Origin of the sequence: Alicyclobacillus herbarius DSM 13609, from assembly GCF_000430585.1 — a bacterium.
GTDB lineage: Bacteria > Bacillota > Bacilli > Alicyclobacillales > Alicyclobacillaceae > Alicyclobacillus_G > Alicyclobacillus_G herbarius.
In genome coordinates this window covers 99,620-122,053 of sequence record NZ_AUMH01000009.1, presented here as the reverse complement: position 1 = coordinate 122,053, position 22,434 = coordinate 99,620, and the positions used below count along the sequence as shown (strand labels likewise).

Here is a 22,434-nt window from a genome sequence, read left to right as displayed (position 1 = left end):
TGCTAGACGGGCTTGTCTACTTATGAGAAAATACGTTCGTTCTTAGGCTGTGAGCCCATCAGCCGTCTGAAAAAGGAAATTCTAAAGTGACGTCAGGTACATCCATCGGTCGCATCTGTTGGATGGGCCGATTGTGCATGTCCACAACGGAGTAGCGGGAGGAACTGTACGTGAACCGACGTGGGCGGTTTACTCGTCCGGATAAGCAGGAGTGGAAGTTAGAAGCCATTCATTCGACAAACCGGGGTTGGGAGGTCAAGTTGACCCCGCTTGTTGACGATGGCCACGATTATGAGTTGTTGCTGAAGGAGCGGGGATCTAATCGGTCGCTGTCGTTTCCTTTAGAGCGCGTGAGGACCAAAGAGATAGAACCGGGTGAGGCGTACTACTCAACGGAAATCCTTTTTTCAGCGTCGGATCATCTCGACCAGACTCTATTTGCTGTCGATACTTGGGACGTCTATGTCGCCCCACGCGGTGCCGATACGAGAGGCGAATCGGGACCTTGGCGGCTGCGCAGTCAATTCCGGGAAAGTGAATCGCTGTATTTGTTTCACCGGCCGGAACAGCTTGCAGCCATCCCGTATACGACCGTGCAAGGGAACTTCTCCATTCGGATTCGGAGACTGAACGGCTCTGCGAAGCTCGTGTCGGCCCAGTGGGACGGCGACGGGGTCCTTGTACTAGACGGGTACGTTTTTGGACCCTTGGTCGATCCGCATGAACCTGAGGGTGTCCGTTTGACACTCGTGGTTCGCAATGAACTGGCGACGGTCGAATACCCATTTCCAGCCACTCCGGTGCCTTGGGCAGCGGACGAAGCCGGGACGACCCTGGGAAGCTTTGGGTCGACACCAACCCAGGCGCACGGTTTTGCTTCCGTTTCCGCATATGGTGCCCCTTCGCAAGACTCCTGTTTAGCCTTTCGCAGCCGCGTCCATGTTGGAGCCATGGATATGGCCAGAGACATGGACCAACGGTTTCAGTTCTTTGTTTCAGTGGCTGACAAGGAGGATGTCCATCTCTTGCCTGTACGGCGTCGCGAAGGCGGTCCGCTTATCCTGGCCGAACAAGCTTCCGTCGTCCACACCCGCCAAGGTGCGGTACGGCTTGAACTGCTTTTAGACGGATTACGGCCACTCATGGTCGCGGTGCCACATGACCTGGAGGTGGAGATTGAAACGGTTTATGCCCGCGATGCGGCCATCTCCCTCTCTGGCTGGGTAGTTCGTCCAGCTGGGGCGACGGGAGAAGCGCAACTGTGGTTCTCCCGCCGGGATTCGACCGCGAAGGTTTCGTTGCCGGTGGTTCTTGAACACGGGCGTTTCTCCGTGCGGCTGCGCTTGGATGACCTATGGTCCTGTGGGCTGCGCGAGGGGCTCTGGGACGTGTCTTTGGCCTGGCGGGGAAAAAGCTGCCGGTTGCACGCGTGGCAGGATGGAATCCAGCGCAAAAACGAACGCGTGCGCTTTCCCCGTCAGCGAGTTGCTCATGGGAATGAGGCTTTTGCGGTTTATCCGCTGTACACCCGAGGCGACTATTTAGCCATTCGAGTGAGGCCGGATGTACGGGTCAAATCGGTTTCGTCCGTGGAACTGACAACCAGCGGTATGGTCGTTCGGGCGCGCTTAGAAATCTTGCCCCCAGTTGAGGGGGTGGAGACCGTGCACGGCCAGATGCAGGTGCGTTGTCCATATGGCGAACATATTCGTCTGCCGGTGGACTGCAGCTTGCGGCGGGTCAACGCCAACAGTAACGACTTTCACGCGGTCTTCACCACGACGTTGGCCAGTCAAGACTTTGCCCGGCTGCGTCCTGACCTGACTCGCAACCTGTACTTTGATTCGATCGCGTGTCAACTGGAGTTTCCTCGGCACCATTCCCGCTTTCCGCTGACGATAAGTCCGGATGCGGTGGTGGCGTCCTTTGACGATCGGCTGAACCGGCACACGCGGCTGCGACGTCTGTTTGACAAGGCGCGCGTGGCTTTATACCGAGTGGCCAACAGCGTGCTCCCGGTACGCTCCGATTTGGTGGTTTTCCAGAGTTATTACGGCAACAGCTATGCCTGTAATCCGCGTGCCATTTATGAGGAAATGCTGCGGCAGGGGCGCCGTTTTCGAGCGGTCTGGGTGATGAAGGACCTGAACAAGTCGCTGCCGGGGGAGCCGCGCTTGGTCAAGCCCAGGTCCACCGCCTATTTCTATTACATGGCGCGCGCCAAGTACTTCATTAACAACGGGAACTTTCCGGATTTCTACCGGAAGCGGGCCGGAACGGTTCATGTCGAGACCTGGCATGGCACCCCGCTCAAGCGGTTGGGTTACGATGTCGATCCGGGATCGACCGCGTATGCGGAGAATACTGCGCCGGAACTGATGCAACGGGTACGTCGATGGGACTATCTTGTGGCTCCGAATGCCTATACGGCCGAAATTTTGTGCCGAGCCTATCGATACGAGAAGACGGTCTTGGAGGTTGGCTATCCGCGCAATGACCTTTTCTACCGTTCCGATGCCGAGGAGCGCGCCAAGGAAATCCGACGTCGCCTGAACATCCCCGAGGACAAACGGGTGATTCTATATGCTCCGACGTGGCGTGACTCAGAGCGCAAGCGGAGGAACACGCCGTATGAATTTCGGTTTGATGTAGAAGAGTTTAAGCGCGAATTCGGAGGTGAATATGTGCTGTTGCTGCGGCTGCATTACTTTGATGCGGCGCGCATGCAGCTATTGGATGACAGTGGGATTGTCCGTAACCTTACGTTTTACGACGACATCCAGGACTTGTATCTGATCTCCGACCTGCTCATCACGGACTATTCATCAGTGATGTTTGACTTTGCCAATACAGGACGGCCGATGATTTTCTTTACGTACGACTTGTTGTCCTATCGATCCGTCATGCGCGGGTTTTACTTTGACTTTGAACAAGAGGCGCCGGGTCCTCTGGTGAAGCACCAAAGGGAATTGTTTGCCGCCATCCGCGAGGCAGGTCAGCTGTCCGAGCGTTATCGCGCCAAATACGACGCGTTTGTGCGCCGCTTTTGCTCGCTGGAGGATGGGGGCGCGGCTGGTCGTGTGATTGAGGCTGTGTTTGGCGAGACCGGGAAGGGTGGACGAGGATGAAAATCCGCTTTTTGATCTTCGACATCTATGGGATGGGCGGTACGGTGCGAACGGTTTTAAATACCGCCAATTACTTAGCGGATCATGGTGAGGATGTAGAGATCATCAGTGTCTTCCGCAAGAATAAGGAACCGTTTTTCTACATCCATCCGCGGATACGCATCCGTGTCCTGCGTAATTCCATCGCCAAGGGAGGCGGTGGCAAGGCTAGCCTGAAACAGCGGATCTTCAACCGACTGCGCATTCCGAAAAAGAGCCGTCTCATTCACCGGGACGATGAGGCATATCACGCGTTTTCCTTGATGAGCGACATCAAGATGTATCGTTGTCTGAAGTCCATCCATGATGGCATCCTGATTACGACACGGCCGAGTTTCAATTTAATGGCAGCCAAGTATGTCGATCCGCACGTGTGCCGGATTGGCCAGGAGCATCTGAATTACGACATCCACCCCCCCGGGTTGCAGCAGGCCATCCGCAAGCTCTACCCGAAGCTGGACTATCTCATCACCCTGACCGATGAGGATACACAGACGTATCGCCGCCTGTTTGCCGACACAGGATTGGATATCCGGAAGATCACGAACTCGGCGCCACAGGTGGTTTGCCCCGTCTCACCGTTGGATCAAAAGACCGTGATTGCGGCCGGCCGCCTGGTTCCGCAAAAGGGATTCGATCTATTGATTGAAGCCTTCGCCCTGGTTGTCGAGCGGTTTCCCGATTGGCGGTTGAAGATTTACGGTTACGGACGGGATAGAGATTTGCTCCAGCAGATGATATTGGACAAGCACTTGTATAACCACGTCATTTTGATGGGGCCATCGCGGGACATGCAGCAGGAGTTGGGTCAGTCGTCGATTTACGCCTTAAGTTCCCGCTATGAGGGCTTTGGTATGGTGTTGGTGGAAGCTATGCAGTGTGGAGTCCCTGTGGTGTCGTTTGATTGTCCCAAGGGGCCGGGAGAGATTGTCACCCACGGTGAAGATGGTCTCTTGGTGGAAAACGGGAACGTAGAGCAGTTTGCACACGCGTTGATGGAATTGATGGGCGACGAGGAGAAACGTCGCCGGTTTGGCCAAAATGCCCTGCGCAATGTGCAGCGTTTCAGTATCGAACAGATTGGACCGTTGTGGCTTCAGTTATTTGAGGAAATTCGCGGTAGTGTATAGGACCGCGGCCAAGCGTCTGAACGATGTCGGCATACAAGACCTCTCCTGCCAAGCGATGTCCGGCTCGATTGGGGTGCCAGGCGTTCCCCTTGTAGGCCTGATATGTCTGGCCGTGGGCAGCCAGATATCGCCGCATCTGCCCGAGTACGTCATAGATGTGGACGTTCGGGTTGTGAAACGCTCGCGCCACTTTCAGCTCGGCGTTCACGTAACGCGCTGTGCTGTGGCGAAAATAGGTCGAGGATGCCTCCGTAACCGGCGGAGTAATTATCATCACCACGCTGTGCTGAGCGAGAGCCGTGGCGATTTCGGAACGAATGGCGCGACGAAAGCGCACCATGGGGGTGTGCTTGTGGCAGTCGTTCAATAGGCCCCAGGATATGGCCACGACCTGCGGATGATCTTGGGTCAGCCACTCTGGGTATTGGTGACGAAAATCGACCGCGCGCGATCCCGGCCGGGAGTGGTCCACGTATTGCCATCTCACCGGGGTCGTTTCACTCAACTCTGAGAACGCGCGCCGAATGTAGCTATCGCGTTTTGGGTCCAACCACCCGCGCGCCATCGAGCCCCCCACGACCAGCACCTTTTCCTGTTGGAACCGCGGGAGGCTGGTGGTTTCTTCACCATTCGTCGCTCTTGGATAGGTCGCCCTGGGGTGCATGGCTCCGGGATAGGTCGATCCAGGGGAGGTAGACTCGCGGTGGGGCGAGCCGTAATGGGTAAATCCGGCCAGCCCCCCTGCGATGGTGACGATTGCAGCCGCTAAGACCATCCAAGTTCGTTTCATAGGTTTCATCACCGGTTCCCTTGTTCGAATGGCTCGCTACAATGTTCCAATCAGTGTATAACAATTCACGCCTGGTGAGAACTGGGTCAAGCCAGTGACGGATTCTCCTTTTTTCCGGCCGGCAGGACCAACTGGACGCGTACCGGCCGGTGGTCGGATGCCTGACTGTCGATGACCTGTGCGTCCTTCACCTCCATTCCTCGGCTGACCAACACGTAGTCAATCAGGCGGTTGGGCGCGTCGGCCGGAAAGGTCATGCAAGGATTCGAACACTTCCCCAGCGCGTTAGCAAACACACGCCACAACGGTTGTAGTTCAGGTGCAGAAGGGGTGGCGTTTAAGTCACCCATCAGTACCTTTGGCCCCCGGTCTTGGGCGATGATGCGCATCATGTCATGCACCTGGCGTTCCCGAACCTGAGGGTCTCGCCGATAATCCAAATGTGTGAGGTAGACGTGCAAGTCCTGACCATCGATTTGCATGACTGCCTCGGCAAACCCAGGCTTGGCCGCGACGATTTCCTGATGATGTTGGGTGAACCTCCGCGCTATCGGGTGGTTTTCCACCTCGTGCATGGGAAACCGGCTGAGCAGAAGCACTCCGTATCGACGGCGGGGGTCACCCGGTCTATGTGCGTCGAGGTCAAAGATGGGGGCGAAAAAACCGTACATGTGCAACCGTTTGCTGTAAAACTCCGCTTCATCGTCCTCCTGAGCGTGTTCATGCCAGTAAGCGCCCACCTCTTGCAACCCGACGACATCCGCATGGGTTTGGGCAATCACCTTCGCTATTCGCTGCAAATCGTATTTTCCATCCATGCCGACCCCGCCGTGCGTGTTATAGGAGACAAAGGTCAGGGCCGAGGGAGCGAACTGCTTGGCTGCGGCAGGCGATTCGGCTGCCCACGCAGGTGACGCGAGACAAGCCAGGCACATCCCGGCCGTGGTAAAAGTCGAGAGCAGCGTGTGACGCCACCGCATACAAATTCACCTCATCCTTGCTTTTTCGGTAGTGTTTGCGCGGAAGTGCGGAATTACGCATGGGCAGCGTGCACCGTCTCGGCGTGATTTGGTAAAATCATTTCATTAAACTTCATTCAACTTGCGTGAATCCAGGAGGGAATCGGGAATGTCGAAACGCACCCTCACCGCGGAGGATTTATATCGTTTTGCTTGGTTATCCAATCCCGCGCTGTCGCCCGACGGGCAGTGGGTCATCTTCGAGCGCATGACGGCAAAGGAGAAGGAGGATGATTACGAGACCCAGCTGGTTTTGGCGCGCATTGACGGAGAGGAGGTACGGGACCTCACAAGTGCCGGCACAAACAACTATGAAGCCGTGTGGTCTCCCGATGGGAGTCAGGTCGCTTTTGTGTCCAACCGTGCCTACGGTACCCAGGTTTGGTTATTGCCGAGGGACGGGGGCGAGGCACGCCGGCTGACTCGGCTGCGCTATGCGCCGAGCCGTTTGGCCTGGGCCCCGGATGGGCACAGTCTGTATGCGTTGGTCCCGGTGTCGAGATATCCGGATGTGGGTGAGGTTGAACTTCTGGACCCCGGTCTTTCCGATAAAGAAGTCAAAGAGGCGCTGGATAAAGAGAATCAGGAGTGGGCGGAGAACCCCAAACGGTATGGTCGCTTGTATTACAAAGCGGATGGCGTCGGGTTGTCCCGGGAACGTATACGGCAATTGGTGCAAATTGACGTCGATACGGGCGATTGCCGGCAGCTTACGCGGGAACCCGAGGGCGTTTCTTCGTTTGCGGTCGCTCCAGACGGAACGGAACTGGTCTTTACGACGAACCGACGTGAGAACCCGGACATCCATTGGTGGTATGAAGACGTCTACCGCTTGTCGGCAAGCGGCGGCGAGGCCGAACTGCTCACGGAAAACGTGGTCGCGCATGAATTGGCGTACGCACCCGACGGTCGCTCCCTGGCGATTCTCGGGCATGGAGAGGAACTGTATGAGTATTGGTCCGCCGCCCATACACACCTGTTTGTGCTGTCGCGCCAGGATGGGACGCTGACCAAGCTCACACAGGCGTTTCCCGACGAACTCGGGGATGCGACCGGCTCGGACATGCATGGTCAGGTGAAAACGCAAGCGCCCGTCTGGTCGAAGGATGGCCGTTATGTCTACGTGTTGTCGGCGCGTCAAGGCCGCTGTGAAGTCGTCCGGTTTGCGACGGACGGGAGCACGCCACTGGGCGAAGTCGTTATCGGCGGCGATCGAGACGTGTACGGCTTCACCAGTGATGGGGAGGCTCAATTTGTCATCACCTACGCTACCCCCACGCACCCAGGCAGGGTGGCAGCGGTACGCATCGGGGAGGGGGTACGACCGCGGACTCCACGTACGGTGATGGACGCGTTGGACGGGAAGGTGCCGTTTTTCCCGACGCAGGAGACGCGCTTGGACCGCTCGAACGAGTGGCTGGAGGAAGTCTCCCTTGTAGATCCCGAACCGTTTTCGTATTCGTCCGTCGACGGGTGGCAAGTTCAAGGTTGGGTGATGAAGCCGGTGAACTGTGAACCTGGTCGGAAGTATCCGGTCCTGCTCGAGATCCACGGCGGTCCGCAGACGCACTACGGCTATGCTATGTTTCAAGAGATGCAATGGTTTGCAGCGCAGGGATATGCGGTGGTTTACACCAATCCCCGCGGCGGTACGAGCTATGGCCAGGAGTTTGTCAATGCGGTCCGGCATCACTATGGCGAAGCGGACGCGGCGGATGTTCTGAACGGGTTGGACGCTGCCCTGGGTCAGTTCGACTTTTTGGACGGGCAGCGGGTTGCGGTCACCGGGGGCAGCTACGGCGGGTTTATGACCAATTGGCTGGTTGGGCATACGGATAGGTTTTTTGCCGCGGTCACGCAACGCTCGATTTCAAACTGGATTTCGTTTTACGGCTGCAGCGATATCGGCCCTTTGTTCGTCGAGAGTCAACTGGGCGTGAGCGATGTGATTGCCGAACGGGATCGATTGTGGCAGATGTCGCCGCTGGCGTATGCAGACCGCATCACGACCCCGCTCTTAATCATCCATTCGGAGAACGACCTGCGCTGTCCGATGGAACAGGCAGAACAGCTGTACACGACGCTCAAACGGCGCGGTGCGGAAGTTGAGTTGTTGCGGATTCCCAATGCCAGCCACGGCTTATCCCGCGGAGGCAAGCCGAAACTGCGGCTGGCCCGGCTTTACGCCATATTCAATTTTATCGATAGTCATCGGCCCGAATGATTCACCGCAGCTTGATGGGGCGTCCCTTTGCACAAACCGATGAGGTTTTTGCAAAGGGACAGCCCCTTTCGGCATTGATTCGTATTGACGCCGCCTCGGTGAAGGCGTACCATGAGACTGCGGTCCATTGTCGAAATAGAGTTTCAAATATGTAATGTAAGCGCTTATTTGGTCGGCTGGAGGGGGTGAGTGTATGGAATATGAGGTTCCGTCTGTCGCCTTGGCGGCTCGCATCCTGAAACTCCTCAGCCGCTATAAGCACAAGCACTGCTCTCTGAAGGAAATTGCGGAACGGCTGAACACCAACAAGACCACCTGCCTGCGCGTACTACGGACGCTGGAAAGGGAAGATTTTCTCAAGTATGACTCGGAGACGAAAAAATACAGTCTCGGTCCCTATCTCATCCCGCTCGGCAAGCGGGCGAGTGCGTTGAACGACTTTGTCTCGGCAGCCATGGCGGAACTGGCCGTGGTGGCGGAAGCGACCGGGTTCACCACAGTCCTGGTCGAACGCCTGCAGGACGATAGGCTCATCTACATTGCTTCCGAACAGCCGGCCCATGACCATCCCACCATCTCGGTTTCGATTGGTCAGCAGTTCCCGCTCGGGGGGGCTGCGTTTGGTCGCTGTTTTCTCGCCTTCGACGACGAATCCGAGTGGCAGCGGTTTGTCGAGCGAGGGATGATTCGGTACACCTCGCATACGGAGGTCGAGCCGGAAGAATTCCTGGCCTCCTTGCGCGAGGCGCGCCGTCGAGGCTACACCGTATCTCACGGCACGTTGATGCAAGGTATCACGTCGATTGCCGCCCCGATTTTCGGGAAGTCAGGGCGTGTCGAGTTGGTCATGTCGTCGCTGGCGATGACTTCGCAGCTGGATGAGGAGACTGTCGCCAAGACCGTCCGCGTTCTGCTGGAGCACACGCGACGGCTTTCGCGTCAACACGGTGGTATGGCTGTAGCCGATGAATACGCCTAACAGACCATGTTTATGAAGAGGGGGAGAAAACCTTGGAGTTTCGGTTGCCACCAGACGTGATGGAGATGAAACAAACCGTCCGTGATTTTGTCGATCACGAAGTGGAGCCGTTGGCGATGCAGATTGAGGAGCAGGACCGGGTTCCGGACGCGTTGCTCGAGAAGTCGAAAGAACTCGGTTTGTTTGGGCTCAGCATCCCAGAAGAATACGGCGGACTCGGGCTGTCGATGCTCGGCAAGTGTGCGGTGTTCGAGGAACTGGGCCGCACTATCAACGGATACACGACCATCATCGGCGCCCACAACGGCATTGGCAGCGTAGGCATCGTGGCCCTGGGAAGTGAGGAACAAAAGCGCCGCTATCTGCCCAAGATGGCGACCGGAGAGTGGATTGGCGCTTTCGCGTTGACCGAACCACAGGCGGGATCGAACGCAGCCAACCTGCGTACGACCGCCGTCAAGAAGGGAGACCGGTATATCCTGAACGGGCAGAAGATCTACATTACTAACGCTCCCATTGCGCACGTATTCACGGTTATGGCGGTGACCGACGCGAGCGCGGGGGCGAAAGGCATCACCTCATTCATCGTCGAACGGGATTTTCCGGGCTTTCATGTCGGACAAATCGAAAAGAAGATGGGGCTGCATGGTTCACAGACAGCGCAATTGTACTTCGAAGACCTGGAGGTCCCGGAGGAGAATGTGCTCGGGGAGGTCGGCCGCGGCTATGTGAACGCTCTGAGCATTCTGGCCAACGGCCGGGCTGGACTAGCCGCGCGTTGTCTGGGCTCATGCGTATACTTGTTGGAGAAATCGCTTGAGTACGCAATGACCCGAGAGCAGTTTGGCAAGCCGATTTTTGAACAGCAGGTCATCCAGCATTACTTGGCCGAAATGGCGCTGGAAATCGATACCCTGCGCGCCTACATGTATAAAGTGGCCTGGCAGGCGGACCAAGGACAGAAAATCATTAAGGAAGCGGCGATGTTGAAATTGTATGGTTCCGAGGTGTATAACCGAGTGGCGGACAAAGCGGTGCAAATTCATGGGGGAATCGGCTATATTGCGGATTATCCCATTGAACGGTTTTACCGTGATGCCCGCATCACACGAATCTATGAAGGCACGTCGGAAATTCAAAAGAACATTATCGCCGCGCAGCTAAAAAAAGAGTACGAGACGCGGACTGGGCGTTAAGACTTCGACGTGCGCGCAAAGGGGGGCGCCGATGCACGCACTGGTTGTCAGGACAGAGGAGCAGCTCCAGGAGTGTCTACAAATTCGTCGCGAGGTGTTCATTGAGGAGCAAGGGGTCCCCGAGGAGTTGGAAATGGACGAGCTGGATAGGGTGACCGCCTGTACCCACCTACTCGTCCGCGATGCCCGAGGATGTGCGCAGGCCACTGCGCGCGTGAAGCGGCTTGACGACGAGACCGGGAAGGTTCAGCGGGTGGCCGTACGCAAGGCAGCGCGTGGTGGCGGCTACGGCCGGATCGTCATGGAGGCGGCGGAAGCTGTGGCACGACAGCTCGGCTGCGCCCGGGTGGTGCTCGACGCTCAGTGTCAGGCGCAAGGGTTCTATGAAAGGCTCGGGTATCGCGTGGTCAGCCCGGAGAAGTTCCTGGATGCCGGCATCTGGCACGTCCGCATGGAAAAGGAACTGTCCGGTTAACCCAGGGATGGCGAAAACCGATGGGCGATCCAGTTTGGATTGCCCATCGTTCTTGTCTACGGGGCAGGTATGACGGTCGGTAAATTCGGTATTTGGGATTCGCAGTTTGGACGACACTCTGCTAACCTATAGATAGTGTGCTCTGGCGTTGAGCACCAGGTTTGAGACGGAGGGTGTATGATGGGACCTATCGATAAACAGGCAGTGCAGAACGCCTTGAACGCCTTTGAAAACCAGGACGTCTATGTGCACTTAGAGACCACCAACGGGGCATATGCTGCCCATCGGCAAGAGTCTGCGCTGACCGTCTGCGCCTACATTCGGAATGGTCGCATCCGCTTTCACCGCGGGGTTGTCAGCGGGGATGGGCCGTTTCGGGTCGGCCTGAAAATGAATGAAGGCTGGGTGTACGCAGAGGGGCTTACTGACTATGAGGTGGATGGTGAAGGACGCCTACTGATGGCAGGCCACGACGCGGATGGGCGTTTGGCGATAGCCCTGGAGCTGAGCCGGACACCGTTTCGTATTTGAACCTCCGGACGGTACTTCCAAACCTTGGCGACTACGGGTCGGACCCGGCGAAAAGGGAGATGAACGACTTTGGAACGACATGTACTCGTTGTCTTTCCGCATCCAGACGATGAGACGTTTAGCAGCGGTGGGACCATCGCGTTACATACGACTGCGGGCACCCCGGTCACATACGTATGCGGCACATTGGGCGAAATGGGCCGAAACATGGGCAAACCGTTCTTTGCAACGCGCGAGTCGCTGCCGGACGTCCGGGAAAAGGAACTGCGCGAGGCCTGTCGAGTCTTAGGCATTCGCGACCTCAGGCTGCTCGGTCTGCGGGATAAAACCGTGGAATTTGAGGACCGCGAGGTACTGGCCGGTCGGATTAAGGATATCATTGAGGAACTCAATCCTTCCTTAATCATCACGCATTACCCAGGGTTTGCCGTGCATCCAGATCATAACGCGCTCGGGGCAGCCACGATTCGAGCGGTCGAAATGTTGCCGAAGGAGCGGCGACCTGTCGTGCACTGCAGTGCGTTTTCCAGAGACACGCGGGAAAAACTGGGCGATCCCGATGTCATCAATGACGTGAGTTCTGTCATCGACATCAAGATGGCGGCGATTCGGGCCCACCGGTCGCAGTCGGAGGCGATGTTAAAACGGCTGGAGGAGGAAGCCCAACATCGCCCGGAGATTTTGCGCCAGGCCAAGGCGGAGCGAAGCAGAGAGGCGTATTACACGTACCGATTCGACGACTGACGGGGAAGAGGTCGCCCGGAAAGGGTTAGGGCCGCGGGATTTTACACAAACTCCTAGACAGACCATGTCGAGGAGGATTCCGATGGCCGCGTCTACGTCGAAAGCACTCGTGATTGGTGCACTGGCCGCCGTGCCGTTTGTGATGGTCTTAGGGAACTCGGTCCTGATTCCGGTACTGCCGGAAATGGCCCGTCAGATGCACGTCAGCAAAATGGCCATCAGCCTGCTCATCACCCTGTTTTCGGTGCCGGCGGGGGTCGTCATTCCGCTCGCCGGCGCGTTTTCGGACGCCCTCTCGCGCAAGTGGGTCGTCATCCCGTCGTTGTTCTTGTTTGGGGCAGGCGGTGTCCTCGCCGGCGTATGCGCAGCCGTTTTGCCGCATCCATACGTGTGGGTGCTCATTGGGCGCATACTGCAGGGAATAGGGGCTGCAGGCACCGCCCCGATTGCCATGGCCTGGATGGCCGACCAGTTTCAAGGCGCAGAACGCAGCAAGGCCTTGGGCGCTAGCGAGGCGGGCAACGCCTTTGGCAAGGTCACAAGCCCGATTCTCGGGTCAGCTGTCGGACTGATTGCCTGGTTCGCCGTATTCTTTGTCTTCCCACTGTTATGTCTGCCCTTAGCCTGGGTGGTGTGGCGCACCGTTTCTGATTCCAAGCGTCCCGAGAATCGTCAAAACCTGCGCGACTACCTGCGTTCGCTGGGGCAACTGTTTCGTCGCGAAGGGCACTGGTTGTGGGTCGCGTATCTGTCGGGTGCGGCTGCCCTTTTCAATCTGTTTGGCGTGCTGTTCTACCTCTCGGACTTGCTCGAGACGGTGTACAAAGTGGCGGGCATTCGCCAGGGCCTGTATCTGGCGATCCCGCTCGTCGCGCAGACGCTTGCGGCTCTGGCTGCTGGCTGGTTGATGAACAGCCGCAAGCAGCTCATGAAGTGGCTTTTGGTAATGGGGTTTGTACTCTTGGCGGCGGCGCTCGGCTGCGCCAGTTGGCTGGTGGATAGGCCATGGTGGCTGCTCGCGCTTTTAACCGCAGGGGCCATCGGGACGGGAAGCATCCTGCCCAGCTTGAACACCCTGATTACGTCTGTCGTCGGCCAAGAGCAACGGGGCATCGTGACTAGTTTTTATAACTGTGTGCGATTTCTTGGAGTGGCTTTCGGGCCGCCGGTCTATACCTGGCTGCTCTCGTATTCAGCGCGCACGATGTTTCTGGTGGTAAGCGGGTTAGCAGTCGCTTTGGCGATACTGGACGGCTTTTTCATCCGTGTTGGGCACCGCTCGCCGCCACAAAGTGGCGCCCTCGGCGAAAAACGGGGGATGGACCGGAAACGAAGCGCTCGCGTTCACAGGATGAGCAAGGTTTGACGCCGTTTACAGTACGTGTCTGGAAAGGGGACGGTCAGCCCCACGAAACAGCATGTCTCCCCAGTCGTCCGAATAAGGTAAGAGTGGACGTGTACTGAGGAGGCGGGGCCATTGCCCACCCCAGAGTTTCTGCTGATCCTGTTTGTGGTCATTGGTGTGGTCGGCCGGGTGCCCACCATCTCCGCCGCGGCGAGCCTCTTGTTGCTGCTGCGGCTCTTGCACTTAAATCGCTATTTACCTCTAATTGAGCGACGGAGTCTGGAATTGGGGTTGTTATTTCTCATGATTTCCATCCTCGCGCCCATAGCCAGCGGCCGCGTACACCCCAAGCAGATGCTCGAATCCACTCTCAGCCTGACGGGACTGGCGACTATCCTCGGTGGTGTGATGGCGACCGTGCTCAACGCCCGTGGGATGGAGCTACTGCAGGCCTCACCGGCCCTGTTGTTCTGTGTCGTGATTGGTTCTGTCATCGGCATCGTCTGGTTTGGTGGCATGCCGGTGGGGCCGCTCATGGCGACTGCGCTGGCTGCGGTCATGCTCGGGGTTGCGTCCTGGTTTCGCTAGCCCCTTTTACGCAAGGGTACACCCCCGCGTGTCGGAGCAAAGAACCAACGAGGTATGCCGACGGTACGATTGCGTCAGGCGGCACAGGCCTATGCATTTGGCTTGGCGAGATAAGGATTACAGCGTTTTTTCCCGGGTCACCGATACCACCGTGGGGACGTCCTCGCCGCCGTTGGGGCCTTCTTTGGCGGCCCATGTCCAACGGTTGTTCGCCGTGAAATTCCACAACGTGGCCAGCACAATCCCTGCCATCTGCCCTATCAGCTCCGGCAGGTGCAGCCACGAGAAGGCTTGCGCCACGGCCGCCGTAATCGCGATGCCGACGGCGGAGATGGCCATGAACATCGGCAGCTGCAACCACTTGTGCCAGCGTTTGCGGGCGGATCGCTCCCGCCAAGTGACGCGATCATTCCAAACGTAGTTGTGCAGCATGGCGGCAACCGAGGCCACGACGGAGGCGCCGAGCACGGGGATTCGTGTAAGCTTCAGAAGGAGGCTCATGATGCAGAGATTGACCACCACCCCGAGCAATCCGACCAGACAAAACAGATAGAACCGGCGTTCTTCGGGCAGTGAGGCGATGAGGCGAACCAGATGACGAACGTAGTTCCACTGCTCACGCAGGCTCATTTTCGATTCGCCGGCACGACGGGCGATAAACTGGTAGGGGATTTCGTGCACCGTGCGATAGTTTCCTTTGGCTAAAATTTCAATGAGAATCTTCCAGCCGACCGGATTCAATTCGACACCGTCAATCACGGAGCGACGGATGCCGAAGAAGCCGCCGGTGCAATCGGAGACGTGGCGCAGGCGGTGCAGGGCGAGCTGCCCCATTTTCCGCGCTGTCCAGGAGATGAGCTTGCGAAATCCAATCAATCCTCCGTCCGATCCGCCCGGGACAAAGCGGCTCGGTATCACTACGTCAATCCCCTCGAGGAGTCGCTCCATCACCTTCGGCAGGACTTCAGGCGGATGCTGGAGGTCGGCGTCCATGACGATGAGGTAATCACCGGCCGCCACTTGAAACCCTTCCACCACCGCTGAGGCCAAACCGCGGCTGTGGTTCCGGTGGTGGACATGCACGTGCGGGTCTTCTCGCATCAACCCGTCGAGAATCTCGGGGGTATCATCGTCGCTGTCATCGACGAACCATAACTCATACGCATCGGTCTTCTCCGCCAGGACCTCCGCGATACGGCGGGCGAGGATGCGGACGTTATCCCGTTCATTGTAAGTCGGCACGATGATACTGAAGCGCACGCACATAGCCCCCTAAATACAGGCAATAACAGGCTGATTATAACTCTTTTATAAGACTCATTGTAGCCAGCTAATCCACGTCGTACCCTGCATCCTTTTGAAATTCGTTTTCGGATTCGGGGGTGCCAAGTTTCAGGAACAAGCATACCCCGCCAAGGGTTAACAGCCCACCGATGGCCTGCAGCGGCCTCAGGGGTGCGCCGAGTAGCAGACAGGCTAATAGAATCGCTCCCACAGGTTCGCCGAGAATCGCCATAGAAATGTGGGTGGCACGGATGTGCTGGAGCAGCCAGTTGAACAAGGAATGACCAAACAGGGTTGGGATGACGGCCATGAGGACAAACATCCACCATGCCTGTTTCGGATAGGGAGCAAACGGGATTCCCAGCCATAGATTGTAAACCGCCAGCAGGGCGGCCGCGCCAAGAAACACGAAAAAACTGTAGATCCCCGAGTCCATGCGCGTGCGCAGGCGTTGGCCGGTCAACATGTACCCGGAGACCGCCAAGGTACCAAGGAGAGATAACATGTCCCCATAGAGCGCCCGATGCGGTCCCTGGGCGTCCGCCAGCGCGATGACCGCGCTGCCGATAAGCGCCAGCAGCATGGCCAGGATGCCGCCAAGGCGCGTCCTTTCGCCAAAGAGGAAATAGGCGCCAATCATGACGAACACGGGTTGCAGGGACAAGAGAATCATGGAGCTCGCCACGCTGGTGTATGCGAAAGAACCTATCCAGCATAAAAAATGCAGGCCCAGGAATACCCCGGAGAGCGCTAGGAGCGCCGCGTCTTGTCGCCGAACTTGCCGGATTTCGCGGCGACGGCGAACGACCATCGGCAGTACGAGCGGCAGGGTAAAGAGCAGTCGGTACATCCCAATCACGGACGCCGGGGCGGGGGTCCATTTGATGAAAATGGCCGAAAACGAAACCGCGATCACGCCGACGCCAAGCAATACAAACAACCATTTGGTTTTCCCTGACCTGGCCGGGCCGAAGGGAAGGCGTGCAACCGGGGGCTGCTGTGTAGACGTGGCCATTGTGTAAAAGCCCCTTTCTCGAACGCAAGGTGTGTATGGTTTCCTGCAAGACGCAGTGATTGGTACAAGCGACGAATTCACTGGGGAATGAAACTTTATTATACCAAGTCTTGCATAGATGATTGAAGTCGCCTCCATCTGCCTGAGGATGATGTACAATGATACGCAGGGATTGGGAACGGAGGGCGATTCGGTGTCCGAGTGTATCGTGCAGCGGGTGCTGAACAATAACGTCGTGATTGTTGAAGGGACGGCCGGTGAACAGATTCTCATTGGGCGTGGCATCGGCTTTGGGGTCAAGCGCGGCACACGTATGGATGCGGACGATGCGCGGGTGGAAAAACGGTTTGTTCTGTTGGGGCCGGACAACCGCTTGCAGTTCGAACGGGTCATGTCCCGTCTTAAGCCGGAGGTGGCCGAGGTCGCCGAAGCCATCATCACATTGGCCGAAGACCGCCTGCCGGGGCCGTTGAATGAACGGATTCACATTGCCCTGGCGGATCATATTGGTTTGGCTATTGAGCGGCTTCGGGCCGGCCTGGAGGTTGAGAATCCGTTCGTGGAGGAAATCCAGACGCTCTATCCAGACGCCTGGCGGGTGGCGGAGAGCGCAGCTGCGATGATGACCTGTCGATTGGGCGTTCAGGTGCCGCAGGCAGAAATCGGGTTTCTCGCTTTACACCTGCAAGCCGCCGCGCAGCCGGGCGGATCGTCTGATGTGGCGCGAACGGCTATAGTGGTGCGCAGTGCGGTAGAACAGTTGGAAGCCTGGGTAGGGCCGTTTGACCGCACCGGATTGGAATACGCGCGTCTGGTTTCCCATCTGCGCTTTGCCGTACAGCGGGTCCTGCGCGGGGAGTTGGTTGCAAACCCACTCCTGGACGCCATCATGGAGCGATTGCCGAAGAGTTACGCCAAGGCGCAGGAATTGGCGCAATTGTTAGAACGTAAGATTGGAAAGCCGTTTCCGAGCGACGAAATCGCCTCTTTGGCCATGGTTTTGGCGCGGTTTGTCGGTGAGCGGTAAGGTGGCTGGCGGAGGACGCGTCACCCGGTCAGCCCCAGGATTGTCGAGCAATCGGGAATGTACTATAATCAAGTCGAAGCGTGTTACTGCCGATGCAACGGGCAGGCATGAGCTGAGATTCGCTCACGCCTGCCTTTTTTGTTGCTTAGGGGTCAATCGGTTTCATCGTTTTGCTGTCAAAACCGGTAGAATAGAAGGGCAAGCGATGATACCTCTGCGATTTGAGAAGGGAAGGAGAGTTCTTTCATGACGGAACAGACGGTCACGATTAAGAACCCGAGTGGACTTCATGCCCGGCCCGCTGCCCTCTTGGTTCAGGAGTGTGGGAGGCATAGCTGTCAGATTTGGATTCGTAAGGAGGACAAAGAAGTAGACGCGAAGAGTATCCTTGGCGTGATGTCGCTAGCGGTCCAGTCGGGTCAGACGGTGACCATTCGGGCGCAGGGTGAAGGCGAGGAAGAAGCGCTCAAGGCGGTCGTTGCTTTGATTGAAAGCGGTCTAGGAGAATAACCGGATAACATGTCTTGATGGGCTCCTCGGTTCCCGAAACAGGGACCGAGGAGCCGATGTGTGTCACGGTGGAAAGGATGGAATGTATGCAATCGGCGCAACAGGTTTTCCAGGGCATCGCGGCTTCGCCAGGCATGGCTGTGGGTCCGGCTTTTATCTGGAAAAAGGACGATGTCGTGATTGTGGAGTGGCAGTTAACACCGGAACAGGCTCCCAAAGAACAGCAACGCTTTGCCGCCGCTGTGGCGCAGGCCAAACAGGAAATCGCACAAATCCGGCAGCAGACGGCAAGACAAGTGGGGGAAACGGAAGCGAAGGTCTTCGATGCCCACCTGGCGTTTCTGGACGATCCGGCCTACACCGGCGAGATTCAGAAACAGATTGGCGACAAGTTCATGGGCGCCGAGTTCATCTGTCAACAGGTGACCGAGGCGACGGCGGAAATGTTGGCGGCCATCCCAGACGATTACCTGCGCGCGCGAGCAGGTGACATCCGGGACGTAGGAAGCCGTCTACTGCGAATTTTGACGGGCCGCGAAAGCGGTAGCAAAGACGTGCCTGAAGGGGCCATCATCGTGGCTGAGGAACTCACCCCGTCCGATACGGCACAGCTGCCCGCTCATGTGGCCGGGTTTGTCCTTGCCCACGGCAGCAAGACGGCGCATACGGCGATTTTGGCGCGGACAATGGGCATTCCCAGTGTGGTGGGCCTCGGCGATGTGGCGTTGGCTGACCTCCAGGATGGCGACACACTGGTGGTCGATGGCGGGTCTGGAACGGTCACCGTGCGGCCGGACGAGATGTTCGAGAAGGCTGCGCGGGAACAAGCTGCACGCGAACAGTCGCGCCGCGAGGCGGCTCGCCAAGCGGCTCAGACACCAGCCCGTACGCAGGATGGGCAGCGCATTGAGGTGTTTGCCAACATCGGCAGCCTCAAGGACATCGACCTGGCGCTGGCCAGCGGCGCAGAAGGGGTGGGCTTATTCCGGACCGAGTTTTTATATCAGGACAGCGGTCATTGGCCGACGGAGGACGAGCAGTTCATCGCTTACCGCACAGTGCTGGAGGCCTTTGCGCCCAGACCGGTCATCATCCGGACGCTGGACATCGGCGGGGACAAGCCTCTGCCGTATGCCGACTTGCCGCGTGAGGAGAACCCGTTCCTCGGGCATCGAGCCATCCGGTTTTGTTTGGCGCACCCGGAGGTATTCCGCGTGCAGCTGCGGGCTTTGCTGCGCGCCAGTCGGTACGGGCAGCTCTGGGTTATGTTCCCGATGATTCAGTCTTTATCCGAACTGCGCCAGGCCAAAGACATTCTAGCCGATTGTCGCCAGGAACTCGCGGCCGAAGGCGTCGAAGTGGCGGCGTACATCAAGGTTGGGATGATGGTCGAAATCCCTGCGGCCGCCATATTCGCGGATGTGTTTGCGCGTGAAGTCGACTTTATGAGCATCGGGACGAACGATTTGACGCAGTATACCTTGGCCGTAGACCGCGGTAACGAGCGGGTTGCGGAACTCTACCAACCCCTGCACCCGGGGGTCTTGCGCCTGGTCGAGATGACCTGCGAGGCGGCGCGTCAAGCGGGAATTCCAGTCGGTATGTGTGGGGAACTGGCGGGCGATGTGGAGGCTACCGAGGTGCTGGTCGGGTTGGGACTGACGGAACTGTCGATGAGTGCCGGGTCCATCCCGTTTGTCAAAGAGCGCTTGGCCCGGATCGACAGTCAAGCGGCAAAGGTGCAAGCGCAAGCGAGGTTGGTGCAGGCGACCGTGGCGGAGGAGATTGGCATATCAGCGAGGTGATGTGCATGACTGCGGAGGATTGGGTCATACAGCACGTTCGAGTGGTCAGCGCGCGCGGCATCCAAGAGGATGCGTTCATTCGCGTGACGGGCGGGATCATCCGGGAAGTGGGGACCGGGGCGTCCCCTTATGATTGGGCATGTCCCGTCATCGACGGGCAAGGATCCTGGTTGCTACCGGGGTTTATTGATATGCATGTGCATGGCGGCAATGGCGCGGATGTCATGGACGGCTCGGTGAAAAGCGTGGAGCGCATCGGGCGTTTTCACGCCGCGCACGGGACAACGGCTTGGCTTCCGACCACCCTGACGGCCGCTGAGGACCGGCTGATGAAGGCCCTGGATGCGGTTCGACAGGCGAGTGACGAGGCGCGACTCATCCCAACGATTCTGGGGGTGCATCTGGAGGGCCCGTTCATCGCTCCTAACCGTCGGGGTGCGCAAAACCCGGAATTTATTCAAGCTCCCTCGGTGGCCGTGACGGAGTCTCTCATGCACCGTGCGTCCGGTCTGGTTCGCTGCATGACGTTGGCGCCGGAACGGCCAGGTGGCCTCGATCTCGTCCGTTGGCTCGGACAGCGTCAGGTGCTCATTTCGATGGGCCACACCGATGCCTCTTCCGACTTGGCCGAGGCGGCGATTGAGGCTGGCGTCCGACGGGCCACGCATCTGTTCAACGGCATGCGCGGACTTCACCACCGGGAGGGCGGTCCGGTTACGGCGGCGCTGTTGGACGAACGCGTGGTCTGTGAAGTGATTGCTGACGGTCAGCACGTCGCCTGGGACGTGTTGAAGCTCGTCGTAAAAGTCAAGGGGCCGGATGGAATCACCCTCATCACGGACGCTATGGCGGCCGCGGGCCAGCCGGATGGGGTGTACGATCTCGGTGGACTCCCAGTGGAAGTGAAGGCCGGACGCGCCTGTTTGGCCGGAACCGAGCAGCTGGCCGGGAGCACCCTGACGATGGACCAAGCGGTCCGCAATATGGCCGCCAAGGTGGGGGTCAGCCTGCCGGACGTGGTCCGCATGGCCAGTACGACGCCCGCTCGCCAGCTCGGATTGGTCGATTGTAAAGGGGATATTGCGGCCGGGATGGACGCGGATTTCGTGCTCATGGATGAGTCTATGTCGGTTCTGGCAACTTGGGTGCAAGGATGCGAGATCTATCGGCGCTCGTAGGAGGGACGACTGGCAGGCAAGTCGATTAGCGCTGCCAGGTCTCCCCCTTGATAGCCGAGCTTACCGTCTCTACCTGTTCCTGCTTGGGGTTGGTACCCATCACGATGTCCAGGGACGGGTTGGTGACCCCAAACCAATAATTTTCGTTCTTATAATGGTGGAGCAGGTGAAACTTCTTCATCCAGCGTCCCCAGGCCGTTTTGGGCACAATCGGGCGATGGGATACGAAATGCGTCCACTCGTAGTACAGTTGAGCCAACGAGGTCCCTGTTATCAGTCCGGCCGTCACCAGCACGCTGCGGGTGATGAGATAGGCAATCCCCCAGTAAACGATGTAGCCAGGGAGATTATAGACATTGGGCGTCAACATGTACTTGAGCTCCGTCGGCTGCTGGTGATGGACCACATGCCCCTCGTACGCCTTGGGCAGGATGAGCTTCAGAATACCGTGTAGGACGAAGCGGTGAGTGATGTATTCAATGAAATAGAAAAGGACGATGCCGCCCGCAAAGGCCAGCCAAAGCTTTGGTCGGTAAGGCTGAATCACCGCGACGACCACGTCGACTATAAAAACCAAGGAGAGAAACAAGACTCGGTGATCCCGCAAGAATTCCTTGCCATATGGCATCGTTCATCGCCTCTATCTACAAATGTGTGTCTGGACAATCTCTATAAGGATCTACATAAGGATCTACGGAAGTCATTTTAGTATAGTTGCGAGTTAATGTCACTCTCTGTCTAGGGGGTTATCAAGAGGAAGTCCATCCAGGTCTGGAAGCAAGGGATAGCCCAGGTCTAGTAAAAATTGTCCCAACAGGAAAACGGGCAGACCGACTACGGTGAAATAGTCGCCTTCTAGCTTCGGGATGAACAAAGAGCCAAAACCTTGAATGCCATAGCTCCCGGCTTTGTCGAGGGGCTCACCTGTAGCGATGTAGGCTTGAATCTGACTCGGCGTCAGGGCCGCCATATCCACTCGAGTCTGACTGTAGCCCAATCGCTTTTCAACGGCGCCGTCCACCGTCCTGCGTAGAACACAGAGCCCACTAAAGACGTCATGAGAGCGGCCTTGCAGACGTGTCAGCATGTCAAAGGCATCCGCCTGTTTACGCGGCTTGCCGAGGATTTCCCCATTGATGGAGACAACCGTGTCGGCTCCGATGATATATAGCGGACGATCAGGCAGTCCAGTATCAACTTGTTGTTTCAACGTTGCCTCTGCTTTGCGTTCGGCCAAAATTTGCACGAGTTGATCCGGAGAAGGGTTGCCGGGAACCGTTTCGTTTGCGTGGTTCGGAATCACCTCAAACGGTTGCTTGAACATGGCCAACAGGTCGCGTCTACGCGGCGACGAGGAGGCCAGGATAAGCCGCGGTCGGGCGTTGGTCTGGGCATGCATCACGGTTTGACTCCTTTCCTGGAAGGTT

General features: G+C 57.7%; 20 protein-coding genes. 14 read left to right on the top strand and 6 right to left on the bottom strand.

Annotated elements, in window-relative coordinates; translation table 11 throughout:
* Window positions 1–170: 170 nt before the first annotated feature.
* Together H522_RS20455 and H522_RS0107835 are read left to right on the top strand one after the other, a co-directional pair.
* Window positions 171–3,128: a CDP-glycerol glycerophosphotransferase family protein gene (locus H522_RS20455; protein ID WP_051344041.1), complete on the top strand. Its 2,958-nt coding sequence runs from the start codon at window positions 171–173 to the stop codon at window positions 3,126–3,128.
* On the top strand, window positions 3,125–4,297 hold the full coding sequence (locus H522_RS0107835; RefSeq protein WP_026961901.1) for a glycosyltransferase family 4 protein: 1,173 nt from the start codon (window positions 3,125–3,127) through the stop codon (window positions 4,295–4,297). Before H522_RS20455 ends, H522_RS0107835 begins: the two co-directional genes overlap by 4 nt.
* Here the strand turns inward: H522_RS0107835 and H522_RS0107830 are convergent.
* Entirely contained in the window at window positions 4,233–5,087 is an 855-nt protein-coding gene (locus H522_RS0107830; protein WP_026961900.1) for an SGNH/GDSL hydrolase family protein, read from the bottom strand. The two genes, H522_RS0107835 and H522_RS0107830, sit on opposite strands and share 65 nt — an antisense overlap.
* 86 nt (window positions 5,088–5,173) lie before the next feature.
* Complete coding sequence (locus H522_RS0107825) at window positions 5,174–6,067, bottom strand: endonuclease/exonuclease/phosphatase family protein (protein ID WP_051344040.1); 894 nt, start codon at window positions 6,065–6,067, stop codon at window positions 5,174–5,176.
* A gap of 148 nt (window positions 6,068–6,215) precedes the next feature.
* On the opposite strand from H522_RS0107825, the gene H522_RS0107820 reads away from it, so the two are divergent.
* The 8 genes from H522_RS0107820 (at window position 6,216) to H522_RS0107785 (ending at window position 14,188) form a co-directional block, all read left to right on the top strand.
* The gene (locus H522_RS0107820; RefSeq protein WP_026961898.1) at window positions 6,216–8,330 is read left to right on the top strand and encodes a S9 family peptidase; all 2,115 of its coding nucleotides are present in this window, start codon (window positions 6,216–6,218) and stop codon (window positions 8,328–8,330) included.
* A 193-nt stretch (window positions 8,331–8,523) separates the two neighbouring features.
* Complete coding sequence (locus tag H522_RS0107815) at window positions 8,524–9,309, top strand: IclR family transcriptional regulator (protein ID WP_026961897.1); 786 nt, start codon at window positions 8,524–8,526, stop codon at window positions 9,307–9,309.
* Window positions 9,310–9,368: 59 nt separating this feature from the next.
* Entirely contained in the window at window positions 9,369–10,505 is a 1,137-nt protein-coding gene (locus tag H522_RS0107810) for an acyl-CoA dehydrogenase family protein (protein WP_425387011.1), read from the top strand.
* A gap of 31 nt (window positions 10,506–10,536) precedes the next feature.
* Window positions 10,537–10,980 (top strand): GNAT family N-acetyltransferase, encoded by a 444-nt coding sequence (locus H522_RS0107805; RefSeq protein ID WP_026961895.1) that lies wholly within the window; start codon window positions 10,537–10,539, stop codon window positions 10,978–10,980.
* 180 nt (window positions 10,981–11,160) lie between these two features.
* A complete protein-coding gene (locus H522_RS0107800) occupies window positions 11,161–11,511 on the top strand; it encodes a YojF family protein (RefSeq protein ID WP_026961894.1) in 351 nt (116 codons plus the stop codon).
* Window positions 11,512–11,580: 69 nt separating this feature from the next.
* Window positions 11,581–12,255, top strand: coding sequence for a bacillithiol biosynthesis deacetylase BshB2 (bshB2, locus tag H522_RS0107795; protein WP_026961893.1), 675 nt, complete (start codon window positions 11,581–11,583; stop codon window positions 12,253–12,255).
* A gap of 82 nt (window positions 12,256–12,337) precedes the next feature.
* Window positions 12,338–13,621, top strand: coding sequence for an MFS transporter (locus H522_RS18270; RefSeq protein WP_051344039.1), 1,284 nt, complete (start codon window positions 12,338–12,340; stop codon window positions 13,619–13,621).
* A 111-nt stretch (window positions 13,622–13,732) separates the two neighbouring features.
* On the top strand, window positions 13,733–14,188 hold the full coding sequence (locus H522_RS0107785) for a DUF441 domain-containing protein (protein ID WP_026961892.1): 456 nt from the start codon (window positions 13,733–13,735) through the stop codon (window positions 14,186–14,188).
* 117 nt (window positions 14,189–14,305) lie between these two features.
* Here the strand turns inward: H522_RS0107785 and H522_RS0107780 are convergent, their stop codons facing one another.
* Together H522_RS0107780 and H522_RS18265 are read right to left on the bottom strand one after the other, a co-directional pair.
* Window positions 14,306–15,448, bottom strand: coding sequence for a glycosyltransferase (locus tag H522_RS0107780; protein ID WP_026961891.1), 1,143 nt, complete (start codon window positions 15,446–15,448; stop codon window positions 14,306–14,308).
* Between the two features lie 70 nt (window positions 15,449–15,518).
* Entirely contained in the window at window positions 15,519–16,487 is a 969-nt protein-coding gene (locus tag H522_RS18265; RefSeq protein ID WP_081411971.1) for a DMT family transporter, read from the bottom strand.
* Between the two features lie 193 nt (window positions 16,488–16,680).
* Between H522_RS18265 and H522_RS0107770 the strand changes: the two genes are divergently transcribed.
* The 4 genes from H522_RS0107770 (at window position 16,681) to nagA (ending at window position 21,007) form a co-directional block, all read left to right on the top strand.
* Complete coding sequence (locus H522_RS0107770) at window positions 16,681–17,514, top strand: PRD domain-containing protein (protein WP_026961890.1); 834 nt, start codon at window positions 16,681–16,683, stop codon at window positions 17,512–17,514.
* Between the two features lie 246 nt (window positions 17,515–17,760).
* The gene (locus H522_RS0107765; protein WP_026961889.1) at window positions 17,761–18,024 is read left to right on the top strand and encodes an HPr family phosphocarrier protein; all 264 of its coding nucleotides are present in this window, start codon (window positions 17,761–17,763) and stop codon (window positions 18,022–18,024) included.
* Window positions 18,025–18,110: 86 nt separating this feature from the next.
* The gene (gene ptsP / locus H522_RS0107760; protein WP_026961888.1) at window positions 18,111–19,829 is read left to right on the top strand and encodes a phosphoenolpyruvate--protein phosphotransferase; all 1,719 of its coding nucleotides are present in this window, start codon (window positions 18,111–18,113) and stop codon (window positions 19,827–19,829) included.
* Window positions 19,830–19,834: 5 nt separating this feature from the next.
* Window positions 19,835–21,007, top strand: coding sequence for an N-acetylglucosamine-6-phosphate deacetylase (gene nagA / locus H522_RS0107755; protein WP_026961887.1), 1,173 nt, complete (start codon window positions 19,835–19,837; stop codon window positions 21,005–21,007).
* Between the two features lie 25 nt (window positions 21,008–21,032).
* Here the strand turns inward: nagA and H522_RS0107750 are convergent, their stop codons facing one another.
* Both H522_RS0107750 and H522_RS18260 read right to left on the bottom strand, forming a co-directional pair.
* Window positions 21,033–21,635 carry a sterol desaturase family protein gene (locus H522_RS0107750; protein WP_051344037.1) on the bottom strand — a complete coding sequence of 201 codons (603 nt, stop codon included), beginning with the start codon at window positions 21,633–21,635 and terminating at the stop codon, window positions 21,033–21,035.
* Window positions 21,636–21,734: 99 nt separating this feature from the next.
* Entirely contained in the window at window positions 21,735–22,406 is a 672-nt protein-coding gene (locus tag H522_RS18260; RefSeq protein ID WP_051344036.1) for a Maf family protein, read from the bottom strand.
* Window positions 22,407–22,434: the final 28 nt, after the last annotated feature.